This window comes from Spirosoma lacussanchae (assembly GCF_005870035.1).
Lineage (GTDB): Bacteria > Bacteroidota > Bacteroidia > Cytophagales > Spirosomataceae > Spirosoma > Spirosoma lacussanchae.
Genome location: NZ_SWJG01000013.1, coordinates 71,789 through 97,322, shown reverse-complemented (window position 1 = coordinate 97,322; position 25,534 = coordinate 71,789). Strand labels below are relative to the sequence as shown.

Here is a 25,534-nt window from a genome sequence, read left to right as displayed (position 1 = left end):
AAAGGTAGGGCGCTTTTTGGCCCCTGTCAAGCCCTGGCGGAAAAATAGTTGAGGGCCCCGGCCCCACCCATCGGATAAGTGGCCCACCCTCAGCCACTTATCCGACGAAAAAAGTTTAAACTTTTTTCAAGCTTTTTAGATGCCTTCGCAAGACTACAATTTATTCTCCCCTGTGTCCTACGGTTAGCTCTCTTTTCGGGCTCTATATCCGTATCACATGCCGTATATTGCATCTTTCTTTTTACCTGTATAGTGCTTATCCAGCCTTATTCCATGAAAATTTTACATACAGCGGACTGGCATTTGGGGAAGCGGTTGCAGGATTTCAGCCGGCTTACCGAGCAAAAAGGGGTGTTAAATGAACTGGTCGAGCTTGTCGAAGCCGAAGACGTTGATCTGGTGCTGGTGGCTGGCGACCTGTTTGACACCTTTAATCCATCTGCCGAAGCCGAAGATTTATTATATAGTACGCTGAAACGATTGACGGGGGGCGGTCGTCGGCCGGTTGTCGTGATTGCCGGCAACCACGACAACCCGGATCGGATTGAAGCGCAGGATCACTTCGGCCGCGAGTGCGGTATCATATTCGTCGGCTTCCCAAAAACGGAAGTTCGATCACACCTGCTCACCTGTGAGACGAAACTACTTCAGGTTGCGCCCGGCTTCGTTGAACTGAAGCTGCCCCGGCACGATTTCCCGGTTCGTATTATTTTGACTCCCTATGCCAACGAGGCCCGGATGCGTACGTATTATGGGATGACCAACGCTACGGATCAGTTTCGGGAACATATTCAACAGCACTGGAGCGACCTGGCCAGCACCTACATGGATGACCAGGGGGTTAATCTGCTCGTTGCGCATCTGTTTGTCATGAAACGCGGGGGCGAACAACCCGAAGAGTCGGATGATGAACGCAGCATTCTACAGGTAGGGGGCGCTTCGGTAGTGTATACCGATATGATTCCCGCACCGGTACAATACGTGGCGCTGGGGCATTTGCATCGGCAGCAGGAGATTGGGGGCGGCCCGTGTCCGGTAGTGTACAGCAGCAGTCCGCTGGCCTACAGCTTTGCCGAAGCGGATCAGCAAAAATATGCGATGCTCATCGATGCCGAGCCAGGCCGGGCGGTCGACGTTCGGGCGGTTCCACTGAAAACGGGAAAGCGGCTTCTCCGAAAACGATTTACCCGTGTCGATGATGCCATCGAATGGCTGGAGGCTAACCCAGAATGTTATCCCGAGATTACCCTTCAGACCCCTACTTACCTGACAGCCGAAGACCGCCGGCGACTGGCAAAGGCGCACGAAGCCCTGTCATCGGCCAGTATCATTCCGGATATCCGTGATATTGAAACGACCGACGCCCAGCGCAGTCCGGTGATCGACCTGACGCAAAGTATGGATGTGCTTTTTACGGAGTACTTCAAGAACAAGAACAAAGGGCAGGAGCCCAATCAGCGACTCCGGCAGCTGTTCAACGAGATTTTAGCAACCGAGTTAGAATGATACCCATTAAGCTGCGCATTCAGGGGCTGTATTCCTACCAGGACGTTCAGGAAGTAGATTTCAGGCCACTGGCTGGCGCGAGCGTGTTCGGCATTTTCGGTAAAGTGGGAAGCGGCAAGACGTCGCTGCTCGAAGCCATCAGTTTTGCCCTCTACGGCGAGACCGAACGACTGAACGGCCGTGATAATCGCCAGTACAATATGATGAACCTGAAGTCGAAGCAGCTCATGATCGACTTCGAGTTCCAGGCGGGCCCGGATCAGGCGGTATACAAGTTCACGTACGAAGCCCGGCGGCATCCGAAGAAACATCACGAAATCGGGGCGGGTGAACGGCGGATGTTCATCCGAAAAGACGACGAATGGACGCCCATCGGTACAGAAAAAGATGATGTTGCCGTACTGACGCGGAATATTCTGGGGATCGACTACGACAACTTCAAGCGGATCATCATTATTCCGCAGAACCAGTTTCGCGAGTTTCTGGAACTGGGCGCTGCCGAACGGACCAAAATGATGAATCAGCTGTTCAAGCTGGATCAGTACGACCTGGCTGGTCGGGTTACCAAATTGAGCAAAGCAAACGATGAGCAACTGTCCGAACTGCGGGGGTTACTGTCTCCCCTGGAAGCGGTTACGCCCGAAGCTATCGATGGGGCCCGGTCGGTCATTGTGGCCATTACGGAAACCCTGACCCGGAAAGATACCGACATCAACGAACTACTCCCCACCGAGCAGCGCCTGCTCGATCGGCAGAAGCAGCGCAAAACCCTGTCATCACTCCAGCAGGAACTGAGCCTGCTACTGGGGCAGGAAGCGAGCTACCGGGAGCGCGGGCAGACACTGGCTTTGTACGAAAGCTGCCTGCTGCTGTTTCAGGCCGATCTGGCGGGTCTTGAAAAAGCAAGCGCCCGAAAAAGTCGGCTGGCCGAGAGCGAACGGACCGCCCAGCAGCAACTACAGTCTGTTACGAAGCGGCTTGCGGGGCTGGAGCAGCTCTACGAAGCGGCCCGGCAGGCTTATGAAAGCCGGGATGAGCTACAGCAGAAAATTGACGAGCTGGATACGGTGCAGCAGATCAGAACCCTGCAACAGACCATTGGCGAGCAGACGCATTATCAGACGACCTTATCGGGGCAGCTCGACCGGCAGGCTGCTCAGCTCGAAGGTCACAAGGCTGCCCGCGCTCAACAGCAGCGGGTGCTGGATCAGGGGCTCGGACGGGCGTCTGACCTGGAGCGTCTGTACCAGGTCAAGCACTGGTTTGCGGTCTATACGCCCTTGAAAAAGCAAGCCAACGATCTTCAGGCAGCAGTTGAACGATATGACCAGGCCATAAATGATCTCAAGCAGGAAAAGAACCAGGTACTGGCCGGTTTTCCGGCCGAATGGACCGACCTGACGCTTAAGGTCCTGCCCGATTATATCGACAACGCCCTGACCAACCTTAAAACAATTCGGCAGGAGCGCGAGCAGAAACACCGGCAGCTACTGATTCAGGACGAACTGCGAAAATACGCCGATGCACTCAGCGAAGGGCAGCCCTGTCCCCTGTGTGGATCGGCTCACCACCCTGACCGCCACCGGGGCGACGCCAATCCGGCCGATGTGCAACGCAGCGAAGCCGCTCTGGAGAAAGTTATACAGCGTATTGAAGACACCTCAACGCTTCAGTTAACGATTAAAGAACTGGTTACGAAACTGCGGGCCGAGCTGGAAAACGGTAAACGACTTATTCAGGAACGCACGCATATCGTCAAACAGCTGACTGAACATGAAGACCGTTTTGTCTGGCCCGAATTCTCGAAAGAGCGGGAAGGGGAGGTAACCGAGGCCATACGCCGGGAAAGCGATGCGCAACAGCAGATTCAGGACGCCCAGCAGGCTATCCGAAACCTCGACCAACTGATTACCGACGCCGAAAAAGCACACAACGATCTGTCAAAAAAGGTCATCGAGACCGGTCAGGCTATTGCGGGGCTGAGTGGCCAGCTGAAAACGGCTGCCGAATCACTGGCGCATTTCCGACTCGATGAGGTCACCAACTGGCGGCTCGATCAGATTGACGCATTGCGGGCGTCGCTGAGTGAGGTGTACAACCAGGCCCGGCTCAACTTCGATGCTACCTCGAAACAGAAAAGCGAGGCCGAGAAAGAGCTGGCAACCGTTGAAGAACAGATTCAGCAGCTTCACAACCAGTTAAGCGAGGTAACTACCGAACTGGACGCGCTCGACACGACCATTGCCCGGAATCTGGAAGCGCAGCGCCTGACGCGCGATCAGGTAATCCGTATTGTGCGGTCGGAGCTGAACGTTGGGCGGGAGAAGCAGCAGCTCAACGAATACAATGAGAAGCGGAGCGGGCTTCAGCGCCAGGTCGACCTCCTGGAGGCTGAACTAACCCAGCATCCCTTCGACCCGGACGAGTTGGCATCCGTTCAGCAGCAACTGGCGATTTTACAGGCCGAAAAAGACGAGCTGAACAAAGAGCACGGCCGCGCTACGAGCGTACTGGTCGCGCTCGAAACCCAATGGCAACAGAAACTGAGCCACCAGAAGCGGCACGACGAGCTGGAACTCCGGCGCCAGGATCTGAAAAAGATGGACGAGATGTTCCGGGCGCAGGGGTTCGTCAACTACGTATCGTCCGTTTATCTGAAAAGCCTCTGCGAATCGGCTAATGAGCGATTCTTCAAGCTGACTAACAATCAGCTCAAGCTGGAACTGGACGAGAAAAATAACTTCCAGATTCGCGACTACATGAACGGGGGCGAACTGCGAAGCGTGAAAACCCTGTCGGGCGGCCAGACCTTTCAGGCCGCCCTGTCCATGGCACTGGCGCTGTCAGATAACATCCAGCACCTCACCAAAGCGCGGCAGAATCTGTTTTTTCTGGACGAGGGCTTCGGTACGCTCGACAAGGACGCCCTACAAACGGTGTTCAAAACGCTGAAAGCCTTGCGTACGGAAAACCGGGTGGTCGGTATTATTTCGCACGTTGACGACCTGCAGCATGAAGTCGACACTTACATCCGCACGATAGCCACCGAGACCGGTAGCCGGATTGAGACCAGCTGGGGTTAAACAAAAGCGGGCTGTGCATCAGCACGGAATCGTAGATACCGTCTCTGACACACAGCCCGCTTTTTTATACTGTAGTACTATTGCTGCTTGTTGATCATATCCATTACTTCTTCCGAAATACCGGTCATGCTGAAGCCGCCGTCGTGGAAGAGGTTCTGCATGGTAACCATGCGGGTCATGTCCGAGAAAAGCGTAATGCAATAGTCGGCGCACTGATCGGCGGTGGCGTTGCCCAGCGGAGCCGTTTTTTCAGCAAATTCAAAGAACCGGTCAAAACCACCGATACCGCTGCCCGCCGTGGTTGGCGTAGGCGACTGCGACACCGTGTTGATCCGCACTTTGCGGTGCTGGCCGTAGCGGTAGCCGAAGCTCCGGGCAATAGATTCGAGCAGGGCTTTGGCATCGGCCATATCGGTATAGAACGGGAAGGTACGCTGGGCCGCCATATAGGTCAGCGCCACTACCGAACCCCACTCACTGATGGCGTCGAGTTTATAGGCAGACTGGAGCATTTTATGAAACGACACCGCCGAAATATCGAGCGTCTGTTTCAGCCAGTCGTAGTTCAGATCGGTATAGGCGCGACCTTTGCGGATGTTGGGGCTCATGCCGATACTGTGCAGCACGAAATCAACTTTTCCGCCCAGCACTTCCTGCGATTTGGTAAACAGATTGTCAAGATCGTCGGATGAGGTAGCATCGGCCGGAATAATTTCGGCATTCGTTTGCTCAGCCAGGTCGCGGATAGCTCCCATACGCATGGCGATGGGCGCGTTGGTCAATGTAAACGTAGCCCCTTCTTCTTTGGCCTTGAGGGCAATTTTCCAGGCAATTGATTGTTCATTCAGGGCACCCGAAATGATGCCTCGCTTTCCATTCAGTAATCCGTAAGCCATTTTTTCTCTGTTTTGCCGGGTTCGCGGCTCGATGGTCAAATCACAGGTTGCGGTCAAACACCACACGACTGTATTGCTTTTATTCCAGTCGGAACAACAAAAGTAGACTATTTTTTCAGGTTAAGGGCTACCGTTGTGCCCGAAGCGCCCGCAACGGGCATCTTCAGCACGTTCCGCATAAACGCTTCGGTTGTCTTGTACACCCCGTCCAGATCGCCCGACGTGAAGTGCGATGCAATAACGTGCTCCCCCGCTTCGGGAAAAGCCAGCTTCTGTTTTTTATCGGCCGGTGTGCCCAGTTCGTCATACATTGCCAGCATGGCCGCTACCGACACCACCTTATCCTGATTGTCTTCATCCTTGTAATAATAGCCCATGAACACCGGCTGCTTCACCTGCCGAAACTGCTCGGGGGTCATATACTGATCGAGCATGGTTTGCAGCGTAATGAGTCCGTTGGTGTGATACTGCGTAAACCAGTATTGGGCCCGGTCGGGTTTGTAGTGGGTCATGACGGCATGTTCGCCCCCAAAAGCCCGGTCTAGAATCTGTTTGCCCCAGGGCCGCGTAGCCAGCTTCAGCGCCGGATTGGCCACCGCAATACAGGGCGAATACAGCACCAGCCCTTCCAGTTCAGGATGGCGCGCGGCCAGGTACAGCGCCAGCATGCCCCCCGCCGAAGTGCCGATAACCACAACTTTTTCGCCCAGTGCTTTCCCGATGGCCAGCGCCCGCTCGGCCGACGCTGCGTAACTGGCAGGCGTCATCTCTTTGAGCGCATCGGGCGACTTAACGCCGTGGCCGTCGGTGCGGGCCAGATACAGGTTGCAGCCGAACCGCCGGGCCAGCTGCTTATGAACGGGATCGCCCTCGGCCCAGCTCGCCGAGAACCCGTGAATATAGACCAGACTGTAGGGCGTCTTTACCTTGCGCGAGCTATCGGCCCAGATGATCCGGGCTTCGTTGTCGGGCTTCAGCCCCGCTTTGCCTTCTGACTCGGCAATCTGTTGTTCAAGGTTAACCAAATCAGAATCGAGGATAATGGGCTCGTCTTTGATGGGATCGTAATGCGACGATGGCCCGAGTACATAGCCGCCGACCAATACAGCCAGCAGCAAACCCGTGATGGTGAATAGTCGTTTCATGCGTACTCTTTGATTTCCATTCGGATACGCCAGTCTTTTGGCAGGTAGTTGTTGACGCGGTTGCCTACGCCCTTCATCCAGCCCAGATTCAGGCCTTTATACCGGGCTAGCAACCAGCCTTTGACGAGCCGATCGAATACCAGGTTTTCTTTCTTAAAGTACCGAAGTGCCTCTTCTTTACTGAGTTCGATAGCCGGCCGGTCGGCATGAACTACTGTACTCAACGCCAGCGCATGCGACGGAATAAAGTCGGTTCCTTTGAACTGCCCGATCTCCAGGCCAAAGCCTTTGTTGTGGACAGCCACGTCCAGAAATAGAAACTGCTTTTCCAGCGCTTTGGGCAGTATCATCACGTCGCCGTTGGGTTTTTCCCAGAACGAAAAGTCGGCCGGGTGCTGGAGCCATTGCGAAGCCGAAGCCGTTTCGCGCGGACGCAACGCCCGGATGCTCCGGAACGTTCGGGCGTCGAGCCTGACCGTGGGGGAGAACGCTGTTTTCCGGAAAACGCTGATAAAAAACCCCTCGCCCCGGACCCGATGTGGATAACACTGGTACCCAACCGCATCGCCCACGTGTTTTTCAACGATATTCCACTCGGCAGGCAGTACCAGCGGCCGGCTGTCGAAACCGTTATCCACCAGATACTGCATGTTATCCACATTTTCGGCGTCGTTGTAGGTGCAGGTCGAGTAAATCAGGATACCGCCCTGATCGAGCAGGGGTGCAGCAGCGGCCAGAATCCGTTTCTGCCGGGCCGAACAGAGCTGTACGCTATCGACCGACCACTCGCCAACCGCATCAGGATCTTTCCGGAACAACCCTTCCCCCGAACAGGGTGCATCGACCAGAACCACATCAAAAAATCCCGATAGTTTACCAAGGTCTTCGGGATCGTGATTGCTGACCACCACGTTCGGGTAACCCCATTTTTCGATATTCTCGCGCAGCACCGACACCCGACTCCGGATCACTTCATTGCAGATCAGCAGACTATCGGGATGAAGGGCCGACGCAAGCAGTGTACTTTTTCCGCCCGGGGCCGCACACAGGTCCAGCACCCGAAGGGCCCTATCGGACCGGACCGACTGCCGCAGGGCCTCGGCTAAAAGCATAGACGAGGCCTCCTGTACGTAATAAGCGCCCGCCTGAAACAGCGGATCGAGGGTAAAATTAGGGCGCTGGGGCAGGTAAAACCCATCCGCACACCACGGCACCCGCTCCAGTTCCGTCGTGTCGACGGCCGGTTTGCGCGGATTTAGCCGGATGCTCACGGGAGCGGGCATCCCTAACGCAGCTTCGAAAGCCGGAAATTCATCACCCAGCAGCGTCTGCATCTGATGCTGAAACGCCAGCGGAAGCTGGTCCTTCGGGAGCCCTGTTTTTGGAAGAGTATTCATTACTCAAAGGTACGAAACCAGCACGCGGATTGATTCATTACCTTTGCCGGATGCTACTTACGCCTGACTTACTCAACCGTTTCGCTACCATCCGAACCTTTATTTTTGACATTGACGGGGTTCTGACCACCGGCGATGTGCATCTGCTGGCTTCCGGCGAACAATTCAGAACCTTCGACATCAAAGACAGCTACGCCATTGAGCACGCGCTTCGGGCGGGTTTCCGGGTCGGTATCGTTTCGGCCGCCACGGCCGATGGCGTTCGGAACTGGTTCGAGATCCTGGGAGTAACCGATCTGTTCATGGGCAACCCCTCAGATCAGAAGCTCAACACCTTCCTGACCTACGTTTCCCGCGATAGCCTGAACGAATCGGAAATCCTGTACATGGGCGACGACCTGCCCGACTGCCCGATACTTAGCCGGCCTGACGTACTGGGGGCCTGCCCCGCCGATGCCGTTGACGAAGTCAAAGCCCTCTGTTCTTATGTGTCGCAGAAAGCGGGTGGTCAGGGGGCCGTTCGCGATGTGATCGAACGCGTGTTGAAAGCACAGGCGAAGTGGCATTCCTAACTAGTCAACAACCTATGCTCAATTTAGCTACCCGTGATCAGGCTGTCGTCTGGCATCCGTTCACCCAAATGCAGACGGCTCCGCTACCCACTCCCATTGTTCGGGGAGCCGGCTCTGTTCTCTATGGCGCCGATGGCCGCGAATACCTGGACATGATTGCGTCGTGGTGGGTTAACCTGCACGGCCACGCCAACCCATACATTGCGCAACGTGTGTCGGAGCAGCTGAGTACCCTCGAACACGTCATCTTTGCCGACTTCACCCACCAGCCGGCTGTTGAACTGGCAGAGCGGCTACTGGCTATACTACCAGCTGGCCAGGCCAAAGTTTTTTACTCCGACAACGGCTCTACGGCGGTTGAGGTGGCGCTCAAGATGGCTTTCCAGTACTGGTATAACCTGGGCCAACCCCGCCAGAAAGTCATTGCACTGGAAGGCGCCTACCACGGCGATACGTTCGGTGCGATGGCCGTAAGCGGGCGCAGTGCATTTACGGCCCCGTTTACTCCCTTCCTGTTCGATGTGGAGTACCTGCCGGTACCGGTACCGGGTCAGGAGGAAGCCGTATTACAACAGGCCCAAGCGCTGTTTACGACCGATGTGGCCGCTTTCATTGCTGAACCGCTGGTGCAGGGCGCTGGTGGCATGGTCATGTACGAACCCGCCGTACTCGACGAACTGTTTCGGATGGCCCGGCAACAGGGCTCGCTCCTGATTGCCGACGAAGTAATGACGGGGTTTGGCCGTACGGGCCGACTGTTTGCTTCGGACTATCTGACCGAAAAGCCGGACCTGATGTGTCTGTCGAAGGGGATAACCGGCGGCACGATGGCCATGGGCGTCACTACCTGCACGCAACCGATATACGAAGCGTTTCTATCGACCGAAAAAATAAAGACGCTTTTTCACGGACACTCCTATACCGCCAACCCACTGGCCTGCTCAGCGGCACTAGCCAGCATGGACCTGACGCTCTCTGACGATACGCGGGACAATATTGACCGTATCTGTCAGCAGCACGCCGGTTTCGTCAGTCGATTGACAGCCCATTCGGGCGTGGGTAACGTTCGGCAGCGGGGCACGCTGCTGGCCTTCGATCTGCTAAGCGAGGGCGGCACGTCTTATTTCAACGGCATTCGGGATCGGGCGTATGCGTTTCTGCTGGACCGGGGTGTGCTAATGCGGCCGCTGGGGAATGTGCTTTACCTGATGCCGCCCTACTGCACCACCAATGAGCAGCTGCAATACACCTATACTCAGATCGAAGCGCTGCTGACCCACCTGGCTGAAACCCGCACTGACCGATAACCGCTACGATACTGGTCGGGTCGTATACTGATCAACTACCTCGTTGGGATGAATTTCGAGCACGTTGGCCAGCACCAGCAGCACGAGCGTTCGGGAGGCTATTTTGCGCGATATACCCGCAATGGACGCAAACAGATCGACCGTGATGCTGTTGTGCTCGCCAAGGTGCTGCATCAGCTTACGTTCCTTCTCGCCGTAGTTGAACCGGATATCGCGGGCGGCCTGCTCGCCTTTCAGGATCTCGCGCACTTCGCGACTGGCCTGCACGGATTTGTCGGCCACGCGTACGTAAGCCTTCTTGTTGTCGGGCTCCTGGGGGTCGGGAATGATGTAGTGCGGCTTGTTGAGGCTGGGCGGCACCCGGATAACGAGAACTTCGCGCTCGTCGTAGAGCTGAACCCGTTCGATGGTGTAGGAAATGCGCGGAAAACAGTATTTGTGAATAGCCCGAACGAGCAGGTACTCGTCTTCGTCGGCGTATTTCAGTCCCGGAATCGTTTTGTCGTCGCCGACGCCGATGAGCATGGTTCCGCCGTTGGTGTTGGCGAAGGCTACCACGCCCCGAATAATTTTTTCGGGATGGTTTGTTTTCAGCTTGAACTCTAAATGGGAACCCTCTCCCCGTTTAACCAGGTTCTTGAGCGCCTGATGGTCCATAACAGATGGGGTCATCTGGTTGAGCACTGAATCGCGATAAATATACGACTTTTCCACAACCTTGCAACTATTATTCCTGTATCTCTATTTTGCAGAAAAGTGGGTTATCTACGGCCAACTTTTTGGTCGTACACACCGTTACAAATTGGCAGAGATGATTAACTCAATCGTATAAATAACATAAAAATGCTGCTAAACGTTGCGCTCGTTATTGGTACATTCCTGTTTATGGAGGGGGTAGCGTGGTTTACCCATAAGTACGTGATGCACGGTTTTTTATGGAGCTGGCACCGCGATCACCACAATCATCACAAAGGTTTTTTTGAGCGAAACGACCTGTTTGCGGTTGTTTTTGCCGGTACTGCCATCTCGCTGATCGTAGCGGGCGTGGAGCTGCCCGACTATCGGTTCCTCGCCTGGATTGGCGCGGGCGTTACGCTCTACGGGGTATTTTATTTTGTATTCCACGATGTAATCGTACACCGGCGAGCCAGGCTGAACGTCAACACCAACGGGCGTTACATGCAGCGCATCATGCGGGCGCACTATATTCACCATAAGGTACATACTAAAGAGGGCGCCGAAGCATTCGGCTTTCTGTATGCCCCCAAGAAATACGACCGTCCGGTTAAGGAAAGAGCAAAATCAGAAACGGCCTGACCAACGGCCCTATCCGGTTGCTTCCGGGCATAAAAAAGGTGTATCCGCTTCGCGCAGGTACACCTTTTTTGTACTGTCTTTTTAAGCTGGCTCAGTATTCGTCTTCGTTGAAGAAGAAATCATCTTTGGTTGGATAGTCGGGCCAGATTTCTTCAATACTTTCGTAAGGTTGTCCGTCGTCTTCGAGTTCCTGGAGGTTTTCAACCACTTCGAGCGGAGCGCCGGAGCGAATCGAATAATCAATCAGTTCATCTTTGGTAGCGGGCCAGGGGGCATCTTCCAGATAGGAGGCCAGTTCAAGTGTCCAGTACATAGTGTGTTCGTAGTTAATGTCGATTTTTCAATGAGGGTGCAAAAGTAAAAAAAACTTGATTTCCAAGACTAATTCCTCAAAAATGTTGCAGAACGGCCTGTATGGGGATTTAGGCCAATAACGCAATAGCTTTTGTTTTGTTTTGGGTTCCTACTCAATGTCGCTCTTCGGCGGCCGAACCCTTATCCATATAGGTTGATTTTGAAACCAATGATTGTTGAAGTATGTGCTTACTCGCTGGCCTCCTGCCTGACAGCCCAACAGGCCGGCGCCGGTCGTATCGAACTGTGTGGGGGTATGCCCGAAGGCGGCACTACGCCCAGTGCGGGCCTGATCAGGCAGGCCCGGCAACACCTGCATATTCCCCTCTACGTGATGATTCGTCCGCGTGGGGGCGACTTCCTCTATAACGAGTCAGAGCTGGCGGTGATGGAAGACGACATTAAACTGGCTCAGGCCTACGGCGCCGATGGCATCGTACTGGGGCTGCTGAACAGCGACGGTACGGTTGATGAAGCAACGACCCAACGACTGATTCGACTGGCCCACCCCCTGCCGGTCACCTTTCATCGGGCTTTCGATATGACCCGCGACCCTGCCGAAGCCCTGGAGGCCGTCATTCGCACCGGTGCGGTTCGGATTCTTACGTCAGGGCAGCAACCTACAGCCGACCGTGGAGCAACGCTTCTGCAGCAGCTAACCCGGCAGGCTGCGGGCCGGATCGAGATCATGGCCGGATCGGGAGTCAACGCGCAGAATGCTCAGGTACTGATCAACGCCAACGTAGATGCGCTGCACCTCAGTGGTGGTATCCGGCACGACAGTACGATGCACTATCGGCAGCCCGCCCTGTCAATGGCCTCGTCGGTGCCCGGCGAGTATGACCTTGTCGAAGCCAACACCGATAAGATACAGGCAGTGGTGACGATTACAGCACAATTGCGCGGTTCCCGGCAATAAACACCCGGTCGTTGAAGACCAGCTTCAGTGCCTGAGACAGCACAATTTTTTCGACATCGCGCCCTTCGGTAGCCATATCCGCTGCCGAATGGCGGTGATCTACCTCTTTTACATTCTGAGCAATGATGGGCCCTTCGTCGAGGTCGTTGTTGACAAAATGGGCCGTGGCACCGATGATCTTGACGCCCCGCTCGTAAGCCTGCCGGTAGGGATTGGCACCCACGAAGGCGGGCAGAAACGAGTGATGGATGTTGATGATCCGGTTCGGGAACAGGCCAACGAATCCGGCCGTCAGCACGCGCATGTATTTGGCCAGCACCAGGTATTCCGGCTCGTAGATAGACAGCGTTCTTCGAATGGCGTCTTCATGCTCTTCGCGGCTCCGGCCCTCGTGGGAGACGTAATGAAAAGGAATTCCGAACTTACTGACCAGCGGCTGCAGGTGATTGTAGTTGCTGATCACGGCCAGTATATCGGCGTCCAGTTCGTCGAAGGCGTAACGGATGAGCAGATCGCCCAGGCAATGGTGCTCCTTGGTAACGAAGACAACAATGTTCTTTTTTCGCTTCGGGTTGAGCCGGAAGGTAATGCCGTCGGCGTTGGGTAGGGTATTATATAACTCGTTTAGCAGGGCCTCACTATCAAATGTTCCCTCAAACTCGGTGCGCATGAAAAACTGGCCGGCCGGACTTACATACTCGTCGTTATGAATGATGTTGAGGCCGTGACGATACAATACGCCCGTAACGTGGTAGATCAGTCCCTTACTGTCGGGACCATCCATGAGCAGGATGTGTTTGCTGGTGTCGGGAGTCATAGAAACCAAGAAATTGGGCAAAAGTAGTACGGCGTCCCGGTTAATGCTTTATTTTTAGCCAAATCCCAACACTCATGGTAAATCGTCGACGCTTTCTTACGCTCAGCTCCCTCTCCGGCCTGTTTCCTTCCCTGGCCTTCACGACTCAATCGAAACCCCTGTCTTACGCATCCGGTCCGCTGGTTGTATCGACCTGGAACCAGCCCAAGGCCAACGCAGCCGCCGAGGCCGTACTAAGCCGGGGCGGGCGGGCGCTTGATGCCGTAGAAGCCGGAGCCCGCGTTCCCGAAGCCGACCCGAATGATACGAGCGTAGGATACGGTGGCCTGCCCGACCGCGACGGGCGGGTTACGCTGGATGCCTGCATCATGGACGAGCGCGGCAACTGCGGCTCGGTCACCTACCTCGAGCATATTATGCACGCCATTTCTGTAGCGCGGGCCGTCATGGAGAAAACGCCCCACGTCATGATATCGGGCGAGGGCGCGCTGAAGTTCGCGCTGTCTCAGGGTTTCAAAAAAGAAAACCTGCTCACCAAATCATCGGAAGCCGCCTGGCGCGAGTGGATGAAAACGGCCAAATACAAACCCCAGGTTAACATTGAACGCCACGATACTATCGGTATGCTGGCGATGGATACCAAAGGTGACTTCTCGGGCGCCTGCACCACCAGCGGTCTGGCTTATAAAATGAACGGCCGCGTCGGCGATTCGCCCATCATCGGCTCCGGCCTGTTTGTTGACAATACAATCGGGGCAGCCTGCGCTACCGGGCTGGGCGAGCTGGTCATGCGCACCTGCGGTTCCTTTCTGGCGGTTGAGCTAATGCGGCAGGGTAAAACACCGCAGCAGGCCTGCGAGGAAGTCATCAACCGAATCGTGAAAGGGCCTTCTATTAAAGATGGCAAATACGTTGACGGGCAGGGCAATCTGAACGATGTACAGGTGGGCGTACTGGCCGTAAACCGACAGGGCGAAATTGGGGCCTACAGTATCCAGACCGGATTCAACTATACCGTTTCGCAAAATGGACGAACGGAGGTTCGGGAAGCTAAATCATTTCTGAGTAAATAGTTTGGGGTTTGTAGTTTGGCATACGTAGTTTGGGCCGTTTTTGAACCCTTGCTACTTAGTCAGGTTATGGAATCTGTTGACGCTGTCGTTTCCATTGGTCAGGTTTATCACGCAACGAACCGACCCGATAAACAGGCCGCTGCAACACCACTATAGTTCTCAACCCAAAACCACAAATAAGCTCTTGGAATCGGTATTCTCCACGTCGAAGCGCAAACTTCTGCTCGAAATTGCCTGGGAAGTTTGCAATCAGGTCGGCGGCATCTATACAGTAATCCGGTCTAAAGTACCGGCTATGGTCGAGAAGTGGGACGATAACTACGTAGCGCTGGGCCCCTACTTCCCGCAGCGGGCAGCCGCCGAGTTTGAACCCATTACCGAATCTGACGCAACCGAAATTGGTCAGACCGTTCGTAAGATGCGGCAGATGGGGTATAGCGTCGAGTATGGGTACTGGCTCGTAACAGGTCGGCCGCGCGTTGTCCTTTTCGATATTACCTGCATCAGCGTTGACCAGCTCAACGCCATCAAAGGCCAGCTCTGGCAAAACCACCAGCTATCAACGCTGAACGTTGAAGACCTGGTGAACCAGACCATTGCGTTCGGCGAGATGGTTCGGGTCTTTATCACCCTGCTGGCAGAGGATCATGCCCGGCGGGTCGATTTCGTAGCTCATTTCCACGAGTGGATGGCCAGCAGCGGCCTGCCCGACCTGCGCCGGGATAACGTAAAGGTAGCTACTGTTTTCACCACCCACGCTACCATGCTGGGCCGGTATCTGGCCCAGAACGAACCCGGCTTTTACGGCAAGCTACCGTTTTTCGACTGGCTCCGCGAAGCCCGCCACTACGGTATCGAAACCCAGGCAACCATCGAGCGGCTGGCGGCTCAGCAGGCCCACGTGTTCACCACCGTCAGCGATGTGACGTCGCGCGAGTGCGAGGTGTTCCTGGGTCGGCAAACGGATCTCATTTTACCAAACGGACTGAACATCACCCGTTTTGCGGCTGTTCACGAGTTCCAGAACCTTCACGTCAAGTACAAGGATAAGATTCACGAGTTCGTGATGGGCCATTTCTTCCAGAACTACTCATTCGATCTGGAAAAGACCCTGTATTTCTTTACCTCCGGCCGTTTCGAGTTCACCAACAAAGGATACGACATTACGCTGGAGGCTCTGGCCCGGCTTAACTACCGCATGCGCGAGGCCAACATGGACATGACGGTGGTAATGTTTATGGTTACCAAGCAGCCCTTTACGTCCATTAATCCCGACGTGCTTCACTCCCGCGCTTTACTCGACGAGATTCAGGAAACTTGCGAGAGCATCGAAAAACAGGTGGGTGAACGACTCTTTCATGCAGCCGCTTCGGGGCAGAGTGCCAACGCCCTCCCCGACCTCAACACCTTTGTTGATGAGTACTGGCGGCTCCGGCTCCGGCGAACGGTTCAGAGCTGGAAGAATAAGCAGCTGCCGCCTTTCGTGACGCACAACCTCGTGCAGGAAGACGACATGACGCGGTTTATCCAGCAGGCCAACCTTGTCAACAATGAGTACGACCGGGTCAAGATCGTTTACCACCCCGACTTCATTGCCTCTACCAATCCGCTGTTCGGACTGGATTACAGTCAGTTTGTGCGTGGTTGCCACCTGGGGGTGTTCCCGAGCTACTACGAACCCTGGGGCTATACTCCGCTGGAGTGCGTCGTGCGCGGCATTCCGACGGTTACGAGTGACCAATCGGGCTTCGGGGACTTTATCATGCAGATCATGCGGGACTACGAAAACCGTGGTATCTATGTCATCAATCGCCGTACGCAGAACTTCAACGAAGCCGCCGACCAACTGACCAACGTCCTGTTCCGATTCGTAAAAATGGCCCAGCGTGACCGTATTCAGCAGCGGAACCGGGTCGAGAGCATCGCGGAGGTCTTCGACTGGACCAACCTCCGTTCGTATTACGATACGGCCCACGATCTGGCCCTAAAGCGTAAGAAACCTTAATTTTAGTTGATGACGGTCGGTTTACGCGGCCGGTGTTCAGCAGCCCGGTTTCCGGGTAGTCGAACACCAACCGCGTAAACCGACTCACTGTTTTTACCAGTCTATGATACGTATTGGTGTAATAAATATTTCGGACCGGGCCAGCGCGGGCGTGTACGAGGATATTCCGGGCAAGGCCGTTGTGGCGCTACTGACCGACTGGCTTACCTGCGACTGGGAACCGGTATACCGCGTTATTCCCGACGAGCAGGACCAGATCGAAACGACCCTTATCGAGCTAGCCGATAGCGAGGGCTGCTGTCTGGTCGTTACCACGGGCGGCACCGGCCCCTCGCCCCGCGACGTAACCCCCGAAGCGACCGAAGCTGTTTGTCAGAAGATGATGCCCGGCTTCGGCGAACTGATGCGGCAGGAAAGTCTAAACTACGTACCCACGGCCATTCTGTCGCGGCAAACGGCGGGCATCCGCAATCAGACGCTGATACTCAACCTGCCGGGCAAGCCAAAGGCCATCGGCCAGTGCCTGTCGGTCGTTTTTCCGGCTATTCCGTATTGTATCGATCTGATTGGCGGGCCGTTTCTGACCACCAACGAAGAGCAGATGAAGGTGTTTCGCCCGAAGGCGTAGGGGGATGATCAGGCCGGTAAACTAATTTTTCCCATAGTGATACTCGGCACGCCCTGCCGATTTCCGAAGGAGGTCGTACCACCCGCCACGCATTCGTTGGCCAGAACGGCGAACAAAACCGCTTCTTTGGCGTCTCCACTGATACCCAGGTCGTCGGTATATCCGAAGCTACAGCTGGGCAGGCGCTGCCTGATGGCGCTGGTCAGCACCGGGTTATGCATACCGCCCCCACTCATATATACCATGTATGATTCGCCAGCGCGCAGAACGCGGCCGATGGCATCGGTAATGGTATCTGCACTGAACTGAACCAGCGTAGCCATCAGATCGGCGGGTGCCAGGCCGGTGGTACGGCTACGCGCCTGAGCTGCGTCTACATACTGGGTATTGAAGACTTCGGGGCCGGTCGTTTTGGGAAACGGAGCCTCGAAGAACGGGTTATCTTTCAGGGCCGCCAGCAATTCATCGTTTACCAGGCCACTGGCTGCCAGCGCGCCGTCTTTGTCGTACGGCTGGTTCAGCAGTCGGCGGGCGTAGGCATCCAGGAGCGTATTACCGGGTCCGGTATCAGTCGTAAAAACGGCGCTGGCATCTTCAGTAGCTGGCAGGTCGGTGAAGTTAGCGATACCGCCCATGTTCAGTAAGATTCGATTTTCACCGGCTTTGGAGAACATAAAATAATCGCCGTATACGGCCAACGGTGCCCCTTCGCCCCCGTGAGCCACGTGTTTTTGCCGGAAGTCGCTCAGCGTGATAATACCCGTTACAGCCGCTACATGATCGCCGTCGCCAATCTGCAGGGTTGCGTTCGGAAAGCCTGCCCGCCGATGCTGACTTTTGGGCGCGTGGTATACGGTCTGACCATGGCTGGCCACCAGATCAACCGACCCAGGATCGATATTCCAGGTACGCAGCGCATCCAGAATCATCTGGCCGTGTAGCTGCCCTATGTATGGATTTAGTAAACAAAGTTGCTCGAAGTCGATTTGTGTCTTAGCAAAGATAGCACGAATCTCGTCTTTCAGACCTTCGTCGTACGGTACTGTCATAAACTGTTCAAGCTTCACCCGGGTAGCCGGACCGCTCGCAGAAATCAGGCATAAGGCAATATCGAGGCCATCGAGGGAGGTTCCTGACATGAGTCCGATAATCCGGCGATCGGCCTGCTGAGCCGCTGAATAAAGACGTTGTAGTTGTGCGTTCATGCCCTTGGGTTGTCTCTTTTTAGTCTGCCAGCCGCCTGTTCATCCGAAACAGCGTTTGTCGGTCTGGGACGCCCGAAGATACTTTCTTGCAGCCAAAGTGTATGAATTTTTGGGGAGACGAACAATTTTCCTTTTTCGAGAGCATTCTGTTTCAGACGCTGGGCCGCACTGTCGATGTCATCGAGACCCAGTTTTTATCGGGGGGCGACATCAACATGGCGGCTCAGGTCTTCTCGTCGGAAGGCGTTTTTTTTGTAAAATGGAATCATGCCGACAGCCAGAGTACGCTGGGCTCGTTCAATCCGTTCGAAACGGAAGCGCGGGGACTAAACCTGCTCCGGCAAACCGATACGCTGGCGATTCCGGAAATTATGGGGTGCGGGCAGCACCAGGGTAAGTCGTACCTGATCCTGGAGTTTATTTCGTCGGGTAAGCCGAATCAGCTGTATTGGGAGATGCTGGGGCAGTCGCTGGCCGAAATGCACTCGCACACCCAGCCCCGGTTCGGACTTCATTTCGATAATTTCATCGGCTCGCTTCCGCAAACCAACACGCTCACCAGCAGCGGTTTCGACTTTTTCTTCGATCAGCGGCTATTACCCCAGGCCGGTATGGCGCTGTATAAGGGGCTACTGACTAAACCGTATTATGAAGCCCTCTTCCGGCTGCGCGAGCAACTCCCCAACCTGCTTCCCAACGAACGGCCGGCCCTGCTCCACGGCGATTTATGGTCTGGCAACGTGATGGTTACCGAACAAGGCGCCCCCGCCCTGATTGACCCGGCCGTTTATTACGGGTTTCGGGAAGCTGAGCTGGCGTTCAGCAAATTATTTGGCGGATTCGATCAGCGTTTCTACGATGCCTACAACGAAGCGTTTCCCCTCGACCGGGGGTTCGACGAGCGAGTGGGCATTTATAATCTGTATCCTTTACTGGTACATGTGAATCTGTTTGGGTCAGGTTACGTTAGTGGCGTAGAGCGAATTTTAAAGCGCTACCTGTAGGCGTCAGTGCGTTTTGGCTGTTGTACGTATGCAGTCAGTTCAGCGCGTGGCCCACCATTATTGATTTGCATCATGGAGATTACATCGTTCGATCAGTTTGAGATCAACCGGCAGTTGTTGAATGCAGTAGCCGATTTAGGCTATACCGAGCCGACCCCTATTCAGCAAAAGACCATTCCGCTGAGTCTGGGCAATCACGACGTGCTGGGCATTGCGCAGACAGGTACCGGCAAAACGGCCGCTTATCTGCTGCCGCTGCTGATGAAAGTGAAATACGCCCAGGGCACCCATCCACGGGCGCTGATTCTGGCTCCTACCCGCGAGCTGGTGCTGCAAATCAACGAAGCCATTGGCCAGCTGGCCAAATATACCGACCTGCGTCATCTGGCTCTGTATGGCGGCTTGGGCCCTAAAAAACAGATCGAAACGCTGAGCCAGGGTGTAGATATCCTGGTGGCCACTCCTGGTCGCTTCATCGACCTGTACCGACTCGGGCATATCGTTACTAAAGATATCCGGACCATGATCCTGGATGAGGCCGACAAGATGATGGATATGGGATTCATGCCCCAGATCCGGGCTGTTCTGGAGGTTATTCCGTCGAAGCGGCAGAACCTGCTCTTCTCGGCAACGTTCGGCGGGCGCGTTGAGCGTCTGTCGTCAGAGTTTCTCGAAGCGCCGATCAAGGTGGAGGTTACCCCACAGGCTTCAACGGCTGCAATGGTGAACCAGGTTCTTTATCAGGTGCCAAACTTCCGGACTAAAATCAACCTGCTCGACTACCTCGTTACCCGCGATGATTTCACGCGGGGTATCATATTTGCCCGAACCAAAGGCACCGCCGATAATATTTACAAGTTTCTGGCCCGTAAAGTGATTGAGTCCGATCAGATTCGGGTCATTCATGCCAACAAAGGCCAGAATACGCGTATCAACTCGATGGAGGCTTTCAAGGAAGGCAATATCCGGGTGCTGGTATCGACCGATGTGGCAGCCCGTGGTATCGACGTCGTTGAAGTGAGTCACGTCATTAATTTCGATGTCCCGCTCATCTACGAAGACTACGTACACCGCATTGGCCGCACGGGCCGCGCCAATCATACCGGCGAGGCTATCACCTTTATGACCATAGCCGAAGAGTATCACGTTCAGAAAATCGAAAAGATTATCCGGATGACGATACCGCGCGTTCCTATTCCGAGGGTCGTTGAGATTACCGAAACGCCATTTGACGAGCAGCAGGCCCTATTGCGCGAGGTCGACGAACAACGCCGGAAAGAAGATCCAACGTTTCTGGGCGCTTTCCACGAGAAGAAAGCGAAAAACATGGCGCCGACCCGAGCCAGAACCGGCACGAGCCGCCCTGGCAGCAGCGCCAAACCAGCGTCGCGTCCCACCGGCCCGCGCCCCCGAACCGGCGCAGCAGCGGGTTCCAAATCAGGCGGATCGAAACGACCGGGAGGCCGCGGTAATCGGCGTTAATTCCGTAAAAATGTACTAACTTGGTTGCCTTCTTCGTTCTACCGGAACATACTACTCCTCTGGTGTGCTGACCGTTATGCGTGTTCGAATGAATCTGATGCAGCTAAGTCTCGTTGTTCTGCCCCTGATTTCGGCAGCTCAACCCAAACAGCTCATTACATCAGTCCGCAATAACAGTACGTCGGGTGTTTCGCAGTCGTCAGCAACCACGCAGACGGAAACGGGCGCTCATGCCACCGAAGCTACTACAGAGACTTCGGGCGGGGCAACCAATACGCTTCCGCTCTTTGGCGAACGGCCTAAAACAGCCGAGCAGATCGATCAAGAAGTCCATTTTCTGAATGATTGCGACCAGAATTTCGCCAGCCGTCCGGAGGCCAGCGATTTTTTTGCCGCGCGGGGATGGGATTATGTGGCCGATGGCCAACTCGATACCGCGGCTCACCGCTTCAATCTGGCCTGGCTGCTGAACGACAAAAATGCCGATGCGTACTGGGGCCTGGGGGTTGTCTGCTACCAAAAAAATCAGTTGCCTGACGCGATCAGAATGCTGAAACGAGGGCTCAGCGTTGCCGACAGCAATGCCGTACTGATGACGGACCTGGCCACGGTGCAGATTAAATACCACCAGGAACATACCTCTCCCGAGATGCTCGACGAGGCCGAAACCGCCCTGCAGCGGGCCGTAGCACTAACCCCTGCCAATGCCACTTCTTTTCAGAAACTGTCGCTGGTTAGCTACCTGAAATCAGATTATGCCAAAGCCTGGGATTATTTTCACCAGGCCCGCAACCTCGACCTCTCGCAGCTGGATTTGAATTACCTCAACGATCTGCTGGCCAAACATCCTGATCCGAAGGGCATTTTTAAGTAGGTATCAGCTTAGTTTTCGGTTTCGTCTTCCTGAATCGTTTTTTCTTTGGCCCGCTCGAAGGTCACTTTCCCTTTCTCGTCCCACTCCGTCAGTACGATCGGCTCAAAGTCGGCATCCCACTGGCTGCTACCGTGCTGAACGATCTTCCGGCGCATTCGGCGACCGCCCGGCGTACTGGGATAGAATTCTGTCCAGCGGCCTATTTTTACGCCATTGTCGTATTTACCCTCTTCGGCCAGAGCGCCGTTTTCGTGGAAGGCCATGTAGGTGCCGGTAATTTTACCGTACTCGACCGGTACGATTTCTTTGATTTTCTGATGGGTCGAGTCGTAATAGGTCAATTTTGAGTCGGCTGGCACACCTCGATGCCAGTAGGTTTTATCGACCAGCATGAATTTGCTGTCGTATTTTTCCCAGCGGCCGTCTCTCATGCCGGCATAGTAGAATCCTTCCTCGACCAGTTCGCCATTCTGGTATCGTTTATAGGGTCCGTGCAGAAGCAGTCCCGTGCCTTCGTCGCGGATGATGGAACTCGATACCCGGGCGCTTCGCTGATAATAGCGGTAGACATCGCGGACATAGGGTAGTGGCCTGGCTGCGTCGTTACTGCGCAGAATTGAAAACTCTTCTACAATGGTTCGATCGCCACTTCCCATCTTCGTATAGGCCTTCACGATCGAAAGACCCTCGTATTCGGTCTTTAATAGTTTTTTCTTGCTTTTCCGGTCAGCCTTCAATTTCTTGAGCTGTTTCACCTTGAGACCCAGATCGGCCGGGATAATTGTTGACAGGTAAGCATCTTTCTGTTCTTTCAACGAAGAAGTGGTGGGGACGCCCAGCGTTGTCATGGTCGATGATACCGACGAAAATGAGGAAAAAGGCGACGGAGCGGCCCCCGACGGCTCAAGGACTGGCTTAGAAGCAGTTGTCAGCGAGGCTGGCGCGGTTGTTTGTGCCAGCGATTTATTTACAATTATTATATTCAGTAAACTTATTATATAATAATATTTGAAATTTTTGGCGAACATAGGTCTGGCAAACGATTGATAAACGATGTTTGTTAGCTTTGTGTAAAAGCAGGCGCTGGTCTTTACAAAACGCTCTGTTAGGTCTTACTATTTTGTATATACTCAGCCGGATGGTCCGGTATTTCATTCATAATCAACCGTCGTGGAAAAACAGGCTCGCATTTACGTGGCCGGACACCGGGGCATGGTCGGTTCGGCCCTTGTCCGGAAGCTTCAGGCCGAAGGCTACTCCCAAATCATTACCCGTACTTCGTCCGAACTGGACCTGCGAAATCAGGCGGCCGTCGCCGATTTTTTTGCGGATGAACGCCCTGATTACGTATTCCTGGCTGCTGCCAAAGTTGGCGGTATTCTGGCTAACAACACCTATCGTGCCGAATTTCTGTACGATAACCTGATGATCGAGTCGAACATCATTCACAGCGCCTATAAAACGGGGGTAAAGAAGCTGCTGTTCCTGGGCTCATCGTGTATTTATCCGAAGCTGGCCCCACAGCCGCTCAAGGAAGAGTACCTGCTCAGCGGGTATCTTGAACCAACCAACGAGCCGTACGCTATCGCCAAGATTACGGGTATCAAGTTGTGCGAAGCGTATCGGAGTCAGTATGGCTGCAATTTTATCTCAGCCATGCCTACCAACCTCTACGGCCCGAACGACAATTACGACCTGAACGGCTCGCACGTACTGCCGGCGCTGATCCGCAAATTTCACGAAGCCAAGGTAAATAACCTGCCTACCGTAGAAGTATGGGGAACCGGCTCACCCCGGCGCGAATTTCTGCACGCCGACGATCTGGCCGATGCCTGTTTCTTCCTGATGGAGAATTACGACGATGAGTTGTTTGTCAACATCGGAACTGGCGAAGACGTTACGATCCGGGAAGTGGCCGAACTGATCAAAGAGATCGTTGGCTTCGAAGGCGAACTCCGCTGGAACACCGACAAGCCCGATGGTACGCCCCGCAAGCTGATGGACGTTTCCCGGCTGCACTCGTTCGGCTGGAAACACGCCACCGAACTGAAAGACGGCCTCGAGAAAACCTATCAGGATTTCCTGACCAACGAGGTCATGTATGTCGAGTAGAGACGCGACCACTCGCGTCTCATACGCGTCAGCAATAAAGTCACTCGCGTCTCATACACCTCAGCACTTTTAGTGTTTTATACAAGAACGGCCTGCGTATCAACGAATCGTTGACGCGCAGGCCGTTCTTGTGTGGTCATAATTTCGACTACGTTTATTATGGCTGACGCACCGGAGACCCGATGGCCGGGACGCCGGGGCGATCGCGTCTCTACAGTTTGCGGGCTGGGTTGCCGAATACAGTGGCGTTGGCGTCGATGTTTTCGATCACGACCGACCCGGCGCCGATACGGGCGTTTTTACCGATTGTTACCCCGGCAACAATCGTAACTCCGGCACCAATAAAGGCACCTTCTTCTATGATGGCCCCACTGCTGATTATGCTGCCAGTTCCTACCTGCACATAATCGCCGAGCTTCGCCTGGCTTTCGATAACAGCGCCCGACTGAATGATGCAGTGCTGACCCACTTCGGCAAACGCGTTCACAACGGCGCGGGCCGCAATCAGGTTACCGTGGCCTATCGTAGCTAACGCCGACACAACCGCTGTATCGTGAATGGCGTTGACGGGCTGTACTCTCCGCCGTTCGTTCAGCATTTTCACGATTCGCTTCCGCACCCGGCTGTCGCCGATCGCAACGAACGCTTCGCATTTTTGCCCAATCAGCTTCAGATACCCATCGTCGTCCGTTTCGCCCAGCACTGAAACGTCGCCAAACTCTTTTCCGTGCAGGTCTTTATTGTCATCCAGCAGGCCGTATACAACAACGGTATTACGCTGAAACAGGTCTAACACAGTCAGTCCCAGGCTGCCTGCCCCAAAAATCAATACGGGGTTTTCCATTAATTATCTTATTAAGTCAATGTGAATTACCATCTGTTAATGGCTATATATTTACCAATTTGGTAACAATGTGGTAAATACTACTTCATGTATGAACGGTAGCTTCGTCCATGAAATCAAGTACACAGTTCCGAACCATTGTGCTTTCTGATATTCATCTCGGTACCGCCGGGTCGAAAGCCAAAGAAGCGACCGAGTTTCTGCGCAATTACTCCTGCCAGAAATTGATTCTGAACGGCGACATCATTGATGGCTGGCAACTGAAACAGTACAGCACCTGGAAGAAAAAACATACTGCCTTTTTTAAAACGGTTTTAAAGCAAATCGTTCACTACGATACCAAAGTTGTCTATCTACGGGGTAACCACGACGACTTTCTGGACCAGGTCATGCCGCTGAAGGTAGGCAAGAATTTCTCGATCCGTAAAGATTATACGCTCAGCTCGGGCACCCGCAAATTTTACGTTACCCACGGCGACGTCTTTGATTCGATAACCTCGCAGATGAAGTGGCTGGCGTACCTGGGCGACATCGGCTATACATTCCTTCTTTGGGTCAACAAGTTTTATAATCAATACCGTACCTGGCGTGGTCTGCCCTATTATTCGCTCTCGCAGCAGATAAAAGGACGAATCAAGCAGGCCGTCAACTACATATCGGATTATGAGCAGAAGCTGACCGAGCTGGCTCGCGCCCGAAACTGCGACGGCATTATTTGCGGCCATATTCACCAACCCGCCATTCATAATTTCGATGGTATCATCTATATGAACTCGGGCGATTGGGTTGAGTCATTGAGCGCGCTGGTCGAAGACCACGACGGCAACTGGAGTCTGCTCTACTACACATCTGACCTATCTGACGAGGACGACGAAGAAGCCAGAGCAAAAAAAGCCGCCCGTAAAGCGCAGACGGCCTTATCTGAACCGGCTGTCTAGCCATAAACCCGGCCTAACCGGCTTCTTATGTTGGTTAAGCCTCATCTCCCCAACCA

23 protein-coding genes are annotated in these 25,534 nt (G+C 54.4%); 14 read left to right on the top strand and 9 right to left on the bottom strand.

Annotated features, from left to right (window positions below; all coding sequences use genetic code 11):
* The first annotated feature begins 273 nt into the window (after positions 1-273).
* Together FBR45_RS25520 and FBR45_RS25515 are read left to right on the top strand one after the other, a co-directional pair.
* A complete protein-coding gene (locus tag FBR45_RS25520; protein WP_138507295.1) occupies positions 274-1,506 on the top strand; it encodes a metallophosphoesterase family protein in 1,233 nt (410 codons plus the stop codon).
* Positions 1,503-4,589, top strand: coding sequence for an AAA family ATPase (locus FBR45_RS25515; RefSeq protein ID WP_138507294.1), 3,087 nt, complete (start codon positions 1,503-1,505; stop codon positions 4,587-4,589). Before FBR45_RS25520 ends, FBR45_RS25515 begins: the two co-directional genes overlap by 4 nt.
* Before the next feature lie 77 nt (positions 4,590-4,666).
* On the opposite strand, the gene FBR45_RS25510 is transcribed toward FBR45_RS25515, so the two are convergent.
* From FBR45_RS25510 to FBR45_RS25500, 3 genes are all read right to left on the bottom strand, one after another.
* Positions 4,667-5,485: an enoyl-ACP reductase FabI gene (locus FBR45_RS25510; RefSeq protein WP_138507293.1), complete on the bottom strand. Its 819-nt coding sequence runs from the start codon at positions 5,483-5,485 to the stop codon at positions 4,667-4,669.
* Between the two features lie 107 nt (positions 5,486-5,592).
* Complete coding sequence (locus FBR45_RS25505) at positions 5,593-6,630, bottom strand: alpha/beta hydrolase (protein ID WP_138507292.1); 1,038 nt, start codon at positions 6,628-6,630, stop codon at positions 5,593-5,595.
* Positions 6,627-8,027 (bottom strand): methyltransferase RsmF C-terminal domain-like protein, encoded by a 1,401-nt coding sequence (locus tag FBR45_RS25500; protein WP_138507291.1) that lies wholly within the window; start codon positions 8,025-8,027, stop codon positions 6,627-6,629. The genes FBR45_RS25505 and FBR45_RS25500 overlap by 4 nt, the downstream gene beginning before the upstream one ends.
* 50 nt (positions 8,028-8,077) lie before the next feature.
* On the opposite strand from FBR45_RS25500, the gene FBR45_RS25495 reads away from it, so the two are divergent.
* A complete protein-coding gene (locus FBR45_RS25495; protein ID WP_138507290.1) occupies positions 8,078-8,599 on the top strand; it encodes a KdsC family phosphatase in 522 nt (173 codons plus the stop codon).
* Between the two features lie 14 nt (positions 8,600-8,613).
* A complete protein-coding gene (bioA, locus tag FBR45_RS25490; RefSeq protein ID WP_138507289.1) occupies positions 8,614-9,906 on the top strand; it encodes an adenosylmethionine--8-amino-7-oxononanoate transaminase in 1,293 nt (430 codons plus the stop codon).
* A 3-nt stretch (positions 9,907-9,909) separates the two neighbouring features.
* On the opposite strand, the gene FBR45_RS25485 is transcribed toward bioA, so the two are convergent.
* Entirely contained in the window at positions 9,910-10,578 is a 669-nt protein-coding gene (locus tag FBR45_RS25485) for an AlbA family DNA-binding domain-containing protein (RefSeq protein WP_077922469.1), read from the bottom strand.
* Positions 10,579-10,749: 171 nt separating this feature from the next.
* Here FBR45_RS25485 and FBR45_RS25480 point away from each other — a divergent pair, with 171 nt between their 5' ends.
* On the top strand, positions 10,750-11,223 hold the full coding sequence (locus FBR45_RS25480) for a sterol desaturase family protein (RefSeq protein ID WP_138507288.1): 474 nt from the start codon (positions 10,750-10,752) through the stop codon (positions 11,221-11,223).
* Positions 11,224-11,314: 91 nt separating this feature from the next.
* On the opposite strand, the gene FBR45_RS25475 is transcribed toward FBR45_RS25480, so the two are convergent.
* Positions 11,315-11,536, bottom strand: coding sequence for a DUF2795 domain-containing protein (locus FBR45_RS25475; RefSeq protein ID WP_009284883.1), 222 nt, complete (start codon positions 11,534-11,536; stop codon positions 11,315-11,317).
* Positions 11,537-11,746: 210 nt separating this feature from the next.
* Here FBR45_RS25475 and FBR45_RS25470 point away from each other — a divergent pair, with 210 nt between their 5' ends.
* Positions 11,747-12,496 carry a copper homeostasis protein CutC gene (locus FBR45_RS25470; RefSeq protein ID WP_138507287.1) on the top strand — a complete coding sequence of 250 codons (750 nt, stop codon included), beginning with the start codon at positions 11,747-11,749 and terminating at the stop codon, positions 12,494-12,496.
* Here the strand turns inward: FBR45_RS25470 and purU are convergent.
* Complete coding sequence (gene purU / locus FBR45_RS25465) at positions 12,465-13,280, bottom strand: formyltetrahydrofolate deformylase (RefSeq protein WP_394344399.1); 816 nt, start codon at positions 13,278-13,280, stop codon at positions 12,465-12,467. The two genes, FBR45_RS25470 and purU, sit on opposite strands and share 32 nt — an antisense overlap.
* 107 nt (positions 13,281-13,387) lie before the next feature.
* Here purU and FBR45_RS25460 point away from each other — a divergent pair, with 107 nt between their 5' ends.
* From FBR45_RS25460 to mog, 3 genes are all read left to right on the top strand, one after another.
* Complete coding sequence (locus FBR45_RS25460) at positions 13,388-14,386, top strand: N(4)-(beta-N-acetylglucosaminyl)-L-asparaginase (RefSeq protein WP_138507285.1); 999 nt, start codon at positions 13,388-13,390, stop codon at positions 14,384-14,386.
* 184 nt (positions 14,387-14,570) lie between these two features.
* Entirely contained in the window at positions 14,571-16,391 is a 1,821-nt protein-coding gene (locus FBR45_RS25455; RefSeq protein ID WP_138507284.1) for a glycosyltransferase, read from the top strand.
* A gap of 103 nt (positions 16,392-16,494) precedes the next feature.
* The gene (gene mog, locus FBR45_RS25450; protein WP_138507283.1) at positions 16,495-17,019 is read left to right on the top strand and encodes a molybdopterin adenylyltransferase; all 525 of its coding nucleotides are present in this window, start codon (positions 16,495-16,497) and stop codon (positions 17,017-17,019) included.
* 8 nt (positions 17,020-17,027) lie between these two features.
* On the opposite strand, the gene FBR45_RS25445 is transcribed toward mog, so the two are convergent.
* Complete coding sequence (locus FBR45_RS25445; protein ID WP_138507282.1) at positions 17,028-18,224, bottom strand: anhydro-N-acetylmuramic acid kinase; 1,197 nt, start codon at positions 18,222-18,224, stop codon at positions 17,028-17,030.
* A gap of 101 nt (positions 18,225-18,325) precedes the next feature.
* Between FBR45_RS25445 and FBR45_RS25440 the strand changes: the two genes are divergently transcribed.
* The 3 genes from FBR45_RS25440 to FBR45_RS25430 all read left to right on the top strand — a co-directional run bounded on the left by FBR45_RS25440 (position 18,326) and on the right by FBR45_RS25430 (position 21,584).
* On the top strand, positions 18,326-19,228 hold the full coding sequence (locus tag FBR45_RS25440; protein ID WP_138507281.1) for a fructosamine kinase family protein: 903 nt from the start codon (positions 18,326-18,328) through the stop codon (positions 19,226-19,228).
* 72 nt (positions 19,229-19,300) lie between these two features.
* A complete protein-coding gene (locus FBR45_RS25435; protein WP_138507280.1) occupies positions 19,301-20,710 on the top strand; it encodes a DEAD/DEAH box helicase in 1,410 nt (469 codons plus the stop codon).
* Between the two features lie 76 nt (positions 20,711-20,786).
* Positions 20,787-21,584, top strand: a complete 798-nt coding sequence (locus FBR45_RS25430; protein ID WP_138507279.1) for a tetratricopeptide repeat protein — start codon at positions 20,787-20,789, stop codon at positions 21,582-21,584.
* A gap of 8 nt (positions 21,585-21,592) precedes the next feature.
* Here the strand turns inward: FBR45_RS25430 and FBR45_RS25425 are convergent, their stop codons facing one another.
* On the bottom strand, positions 21,593-22,432 hold the full coding sequence (locus FBR45_RS25425) for a toxin-antitoxin system YwqK family antitoxin (RefSeq protein WP_138507278.1): 840 nt from the start codon (positions 22,430-22,432) through the stop codon (positions 21,593-21,595).
* A gap of 322 nt (positions 22,433-22,754) precedes the next feature.
* On the opposite strand from FBR45_RS25425, the gene fcl reads away from it, so the two are divergent.
* On the top strand, positions 22,755-23,696 hold the full coding sequence (gene fcl, locus FBR45_RS25420) for a GDP-L-fucose synthase (RefSeq protein WP_138507277.1): 942 nt from the start codon (positions 22,755-22,757) through the stop codon (positions 23,694-23,696).
* Between the two features lie 211 nt (positions 23,697-23,907).
* Here fcl and FBR45_RS25415 read toward each other — a convergent pair whose 3' ends face one another.
* Complete coding sequence (locus tag FBR45_RS25415; RefSeq protein WP_138507276.1) at positions 23,908-24,540, bottom strand: acetyltransferase; 633 nt, start codon at positions 24,538-24,540, stop codon at positions 23,908-23,910.
* Positions 24,541-24,650: 110 nt separating this feature from the next.
* Between FBR45_RS25415 and FBR45_RS25410 the strand changes: the two genes are divergently transcribed.
* Positions 24,651-25,478 (top strand): UDP-2,3-diacylglucosamine diphosphatase, encoded by an 828-nt coding sequence (locus tag FBR45_RS25410; RefSeq protein ID WP_138507275.1) that lies wholly within the window; start codon positions 24,651-24,653, stop codon positions 25,476-25,478.
* Positions 25,479-25,534: the final 56 nt, after the last annotated feature.

Excerpts from the sequence above, each read along its gene's own strand:
- FBR45_RS25520 (WP_138507295.1), top strand. The coding sequence starts at position 274 with ATGAAAATTTTACATACAGCGGACTGGCATTTGGGGAAGCGGTTGCAG.
- FBR45_RS25515 (WP_138507294.1), top strand. The coding sequence starts at position 1,503 with ATGATACCCATTAAGCTGCGCATTCAGGGGCTGTATTCCTACCAGGAC.
- FBR45_RS25510 (WP_138507293.1), bottom strand. The coding sequence starts at position 5,485 with ATGGCTTACGGATTACTGAATGGAAAGCGAGGCATCATTTCGGGTGCC.
- FBR45_RS25505 (WP_138507292.1), bottom strand. The coding sequence starts at position 6,630 with ATGAAACGACTATTCACCATCACGGGTTTGCTGCTGGCTGTATTGGTC.
- FBR45_RS25500 (WP_138507291.1), bottom strand. The coding sequence starts at position 8,027 with ATGAATACTCTTCCAAAAACAGGGCTCCCGAAGGACCAGCTTCCGCTG.
- FBR45_RS25495 (WP_138507290.1), top strand. The coding sequence starts at position 8,078 with ATGCTACTTACGCCTGACTTACTCAACCGTTTCGCTACCATCCGAACC.
- bioA (WP_138507289.1), top strand. The coding sequence starts at position 8,614 with ATGCTCAATTTAGCTACCCGTGATCAGGCTGTCGTCTGGCATCCGTTC.
- FBR45_RS25485 (WP_077922469.1), bottom strand. The coding sequence starts at position 10,578 with ATGACCCCATCTGTTATGGACCATCAGGCGCTCAAGAACCTGGTTAAA.
- FBR45_RS25480 (WP_138507288.1), top strand. The coding sequence starts at position 10,750 with ATGCTGCTAAACGTTGCGCTCGTTATTGGTACATTCCTGTTTATGGAG.
- FBR45_RS25475 (WP_009284883.1), bottom strand. The coding sequence starts at position 11,536 with ATGTACTGGACACTTGAACTGGCCTCCTATCTGGAAGATGCCCCCTGG.
- FBR45_RS25470 (WP_138507287.1), top strand. The coding sequence starts at position 11,747 with ATGATTGTTGAAGTATGTGCTTACTCGCTGGCCTCCTGCCTGACAGCC.
- purU (WP_394344399.1), bottom strand. The coding sequence starts at position 13,280 with ATGGATGGTCCCGACAGTAAGGGACTGATCTACCACGTTACGGGCGTA.
- FBR45_RS25460 (WP_138507285.1), top strand. The coding sequence starts at position 13,388 with ATGGTAAATCGTCGACGCTTTCTTACGCTCAGCTCCCTCTCCGGCCTG.
- mog (WP_138507283.1), top strand. The coding sequence starts at position 16,495 with ATGATACGTATTGGTGTAATAAATATTTCGGACCGGGCCAGCGCGGGC.
- FBR45_RS25445 (WP_138507282.1), bottom strand. The coding sequence starts at position 18,224 with ATGAACGCACAACTACAACGTCTTTATTCAGCGGCTCAGCAGGCCGAT.
- FBR45_RS25440 (WP_138507281.1), top strand. The coding sequence starts at position 18,326 with ATGAATTTTTGGGGAGACGAACAATTTTCCTTTTTCGAGAGCATTCTG.
- FBR45_RS25435 (WP_138507280.1), top strand. The coding sequence starts at position 19,301 with ATGGAGATTACATCGTTCGATCAGTTTGAGATCAACCGGCAGTTGTTG.
- FBR45_RS25430 (WP_138507279.1), top strand. The coding sequence starts at position 20,787 with ATGCGTGTTCGAATGAATCTGATGCAGCTAAGTCTCGTTGTTCTGCCC.
- FBR45_RS25425 (WP_138507278.1), bottom strand. The coding sequence starts at position 22,432 with ATGACAACGCTGGGCGTCCCCACCACTTCTTCGTTGAAAGAACAGAAA.
- FBR45_RS25415 (WP_138507276.1), bottom strand. The coding sequence starts at position 24,540 with ATGGAAAACCCCGTATTGATTTTTGGGGCAGGCAGCCTGGGACTGACT.
- FBR45_RS25410 (WP_138507275.1), top strand. The coding sequence starts at position 24,651 with ATGAAATCAAGTACACAGTTCCGAACCATTGTGCTTTCTGATATTCAT.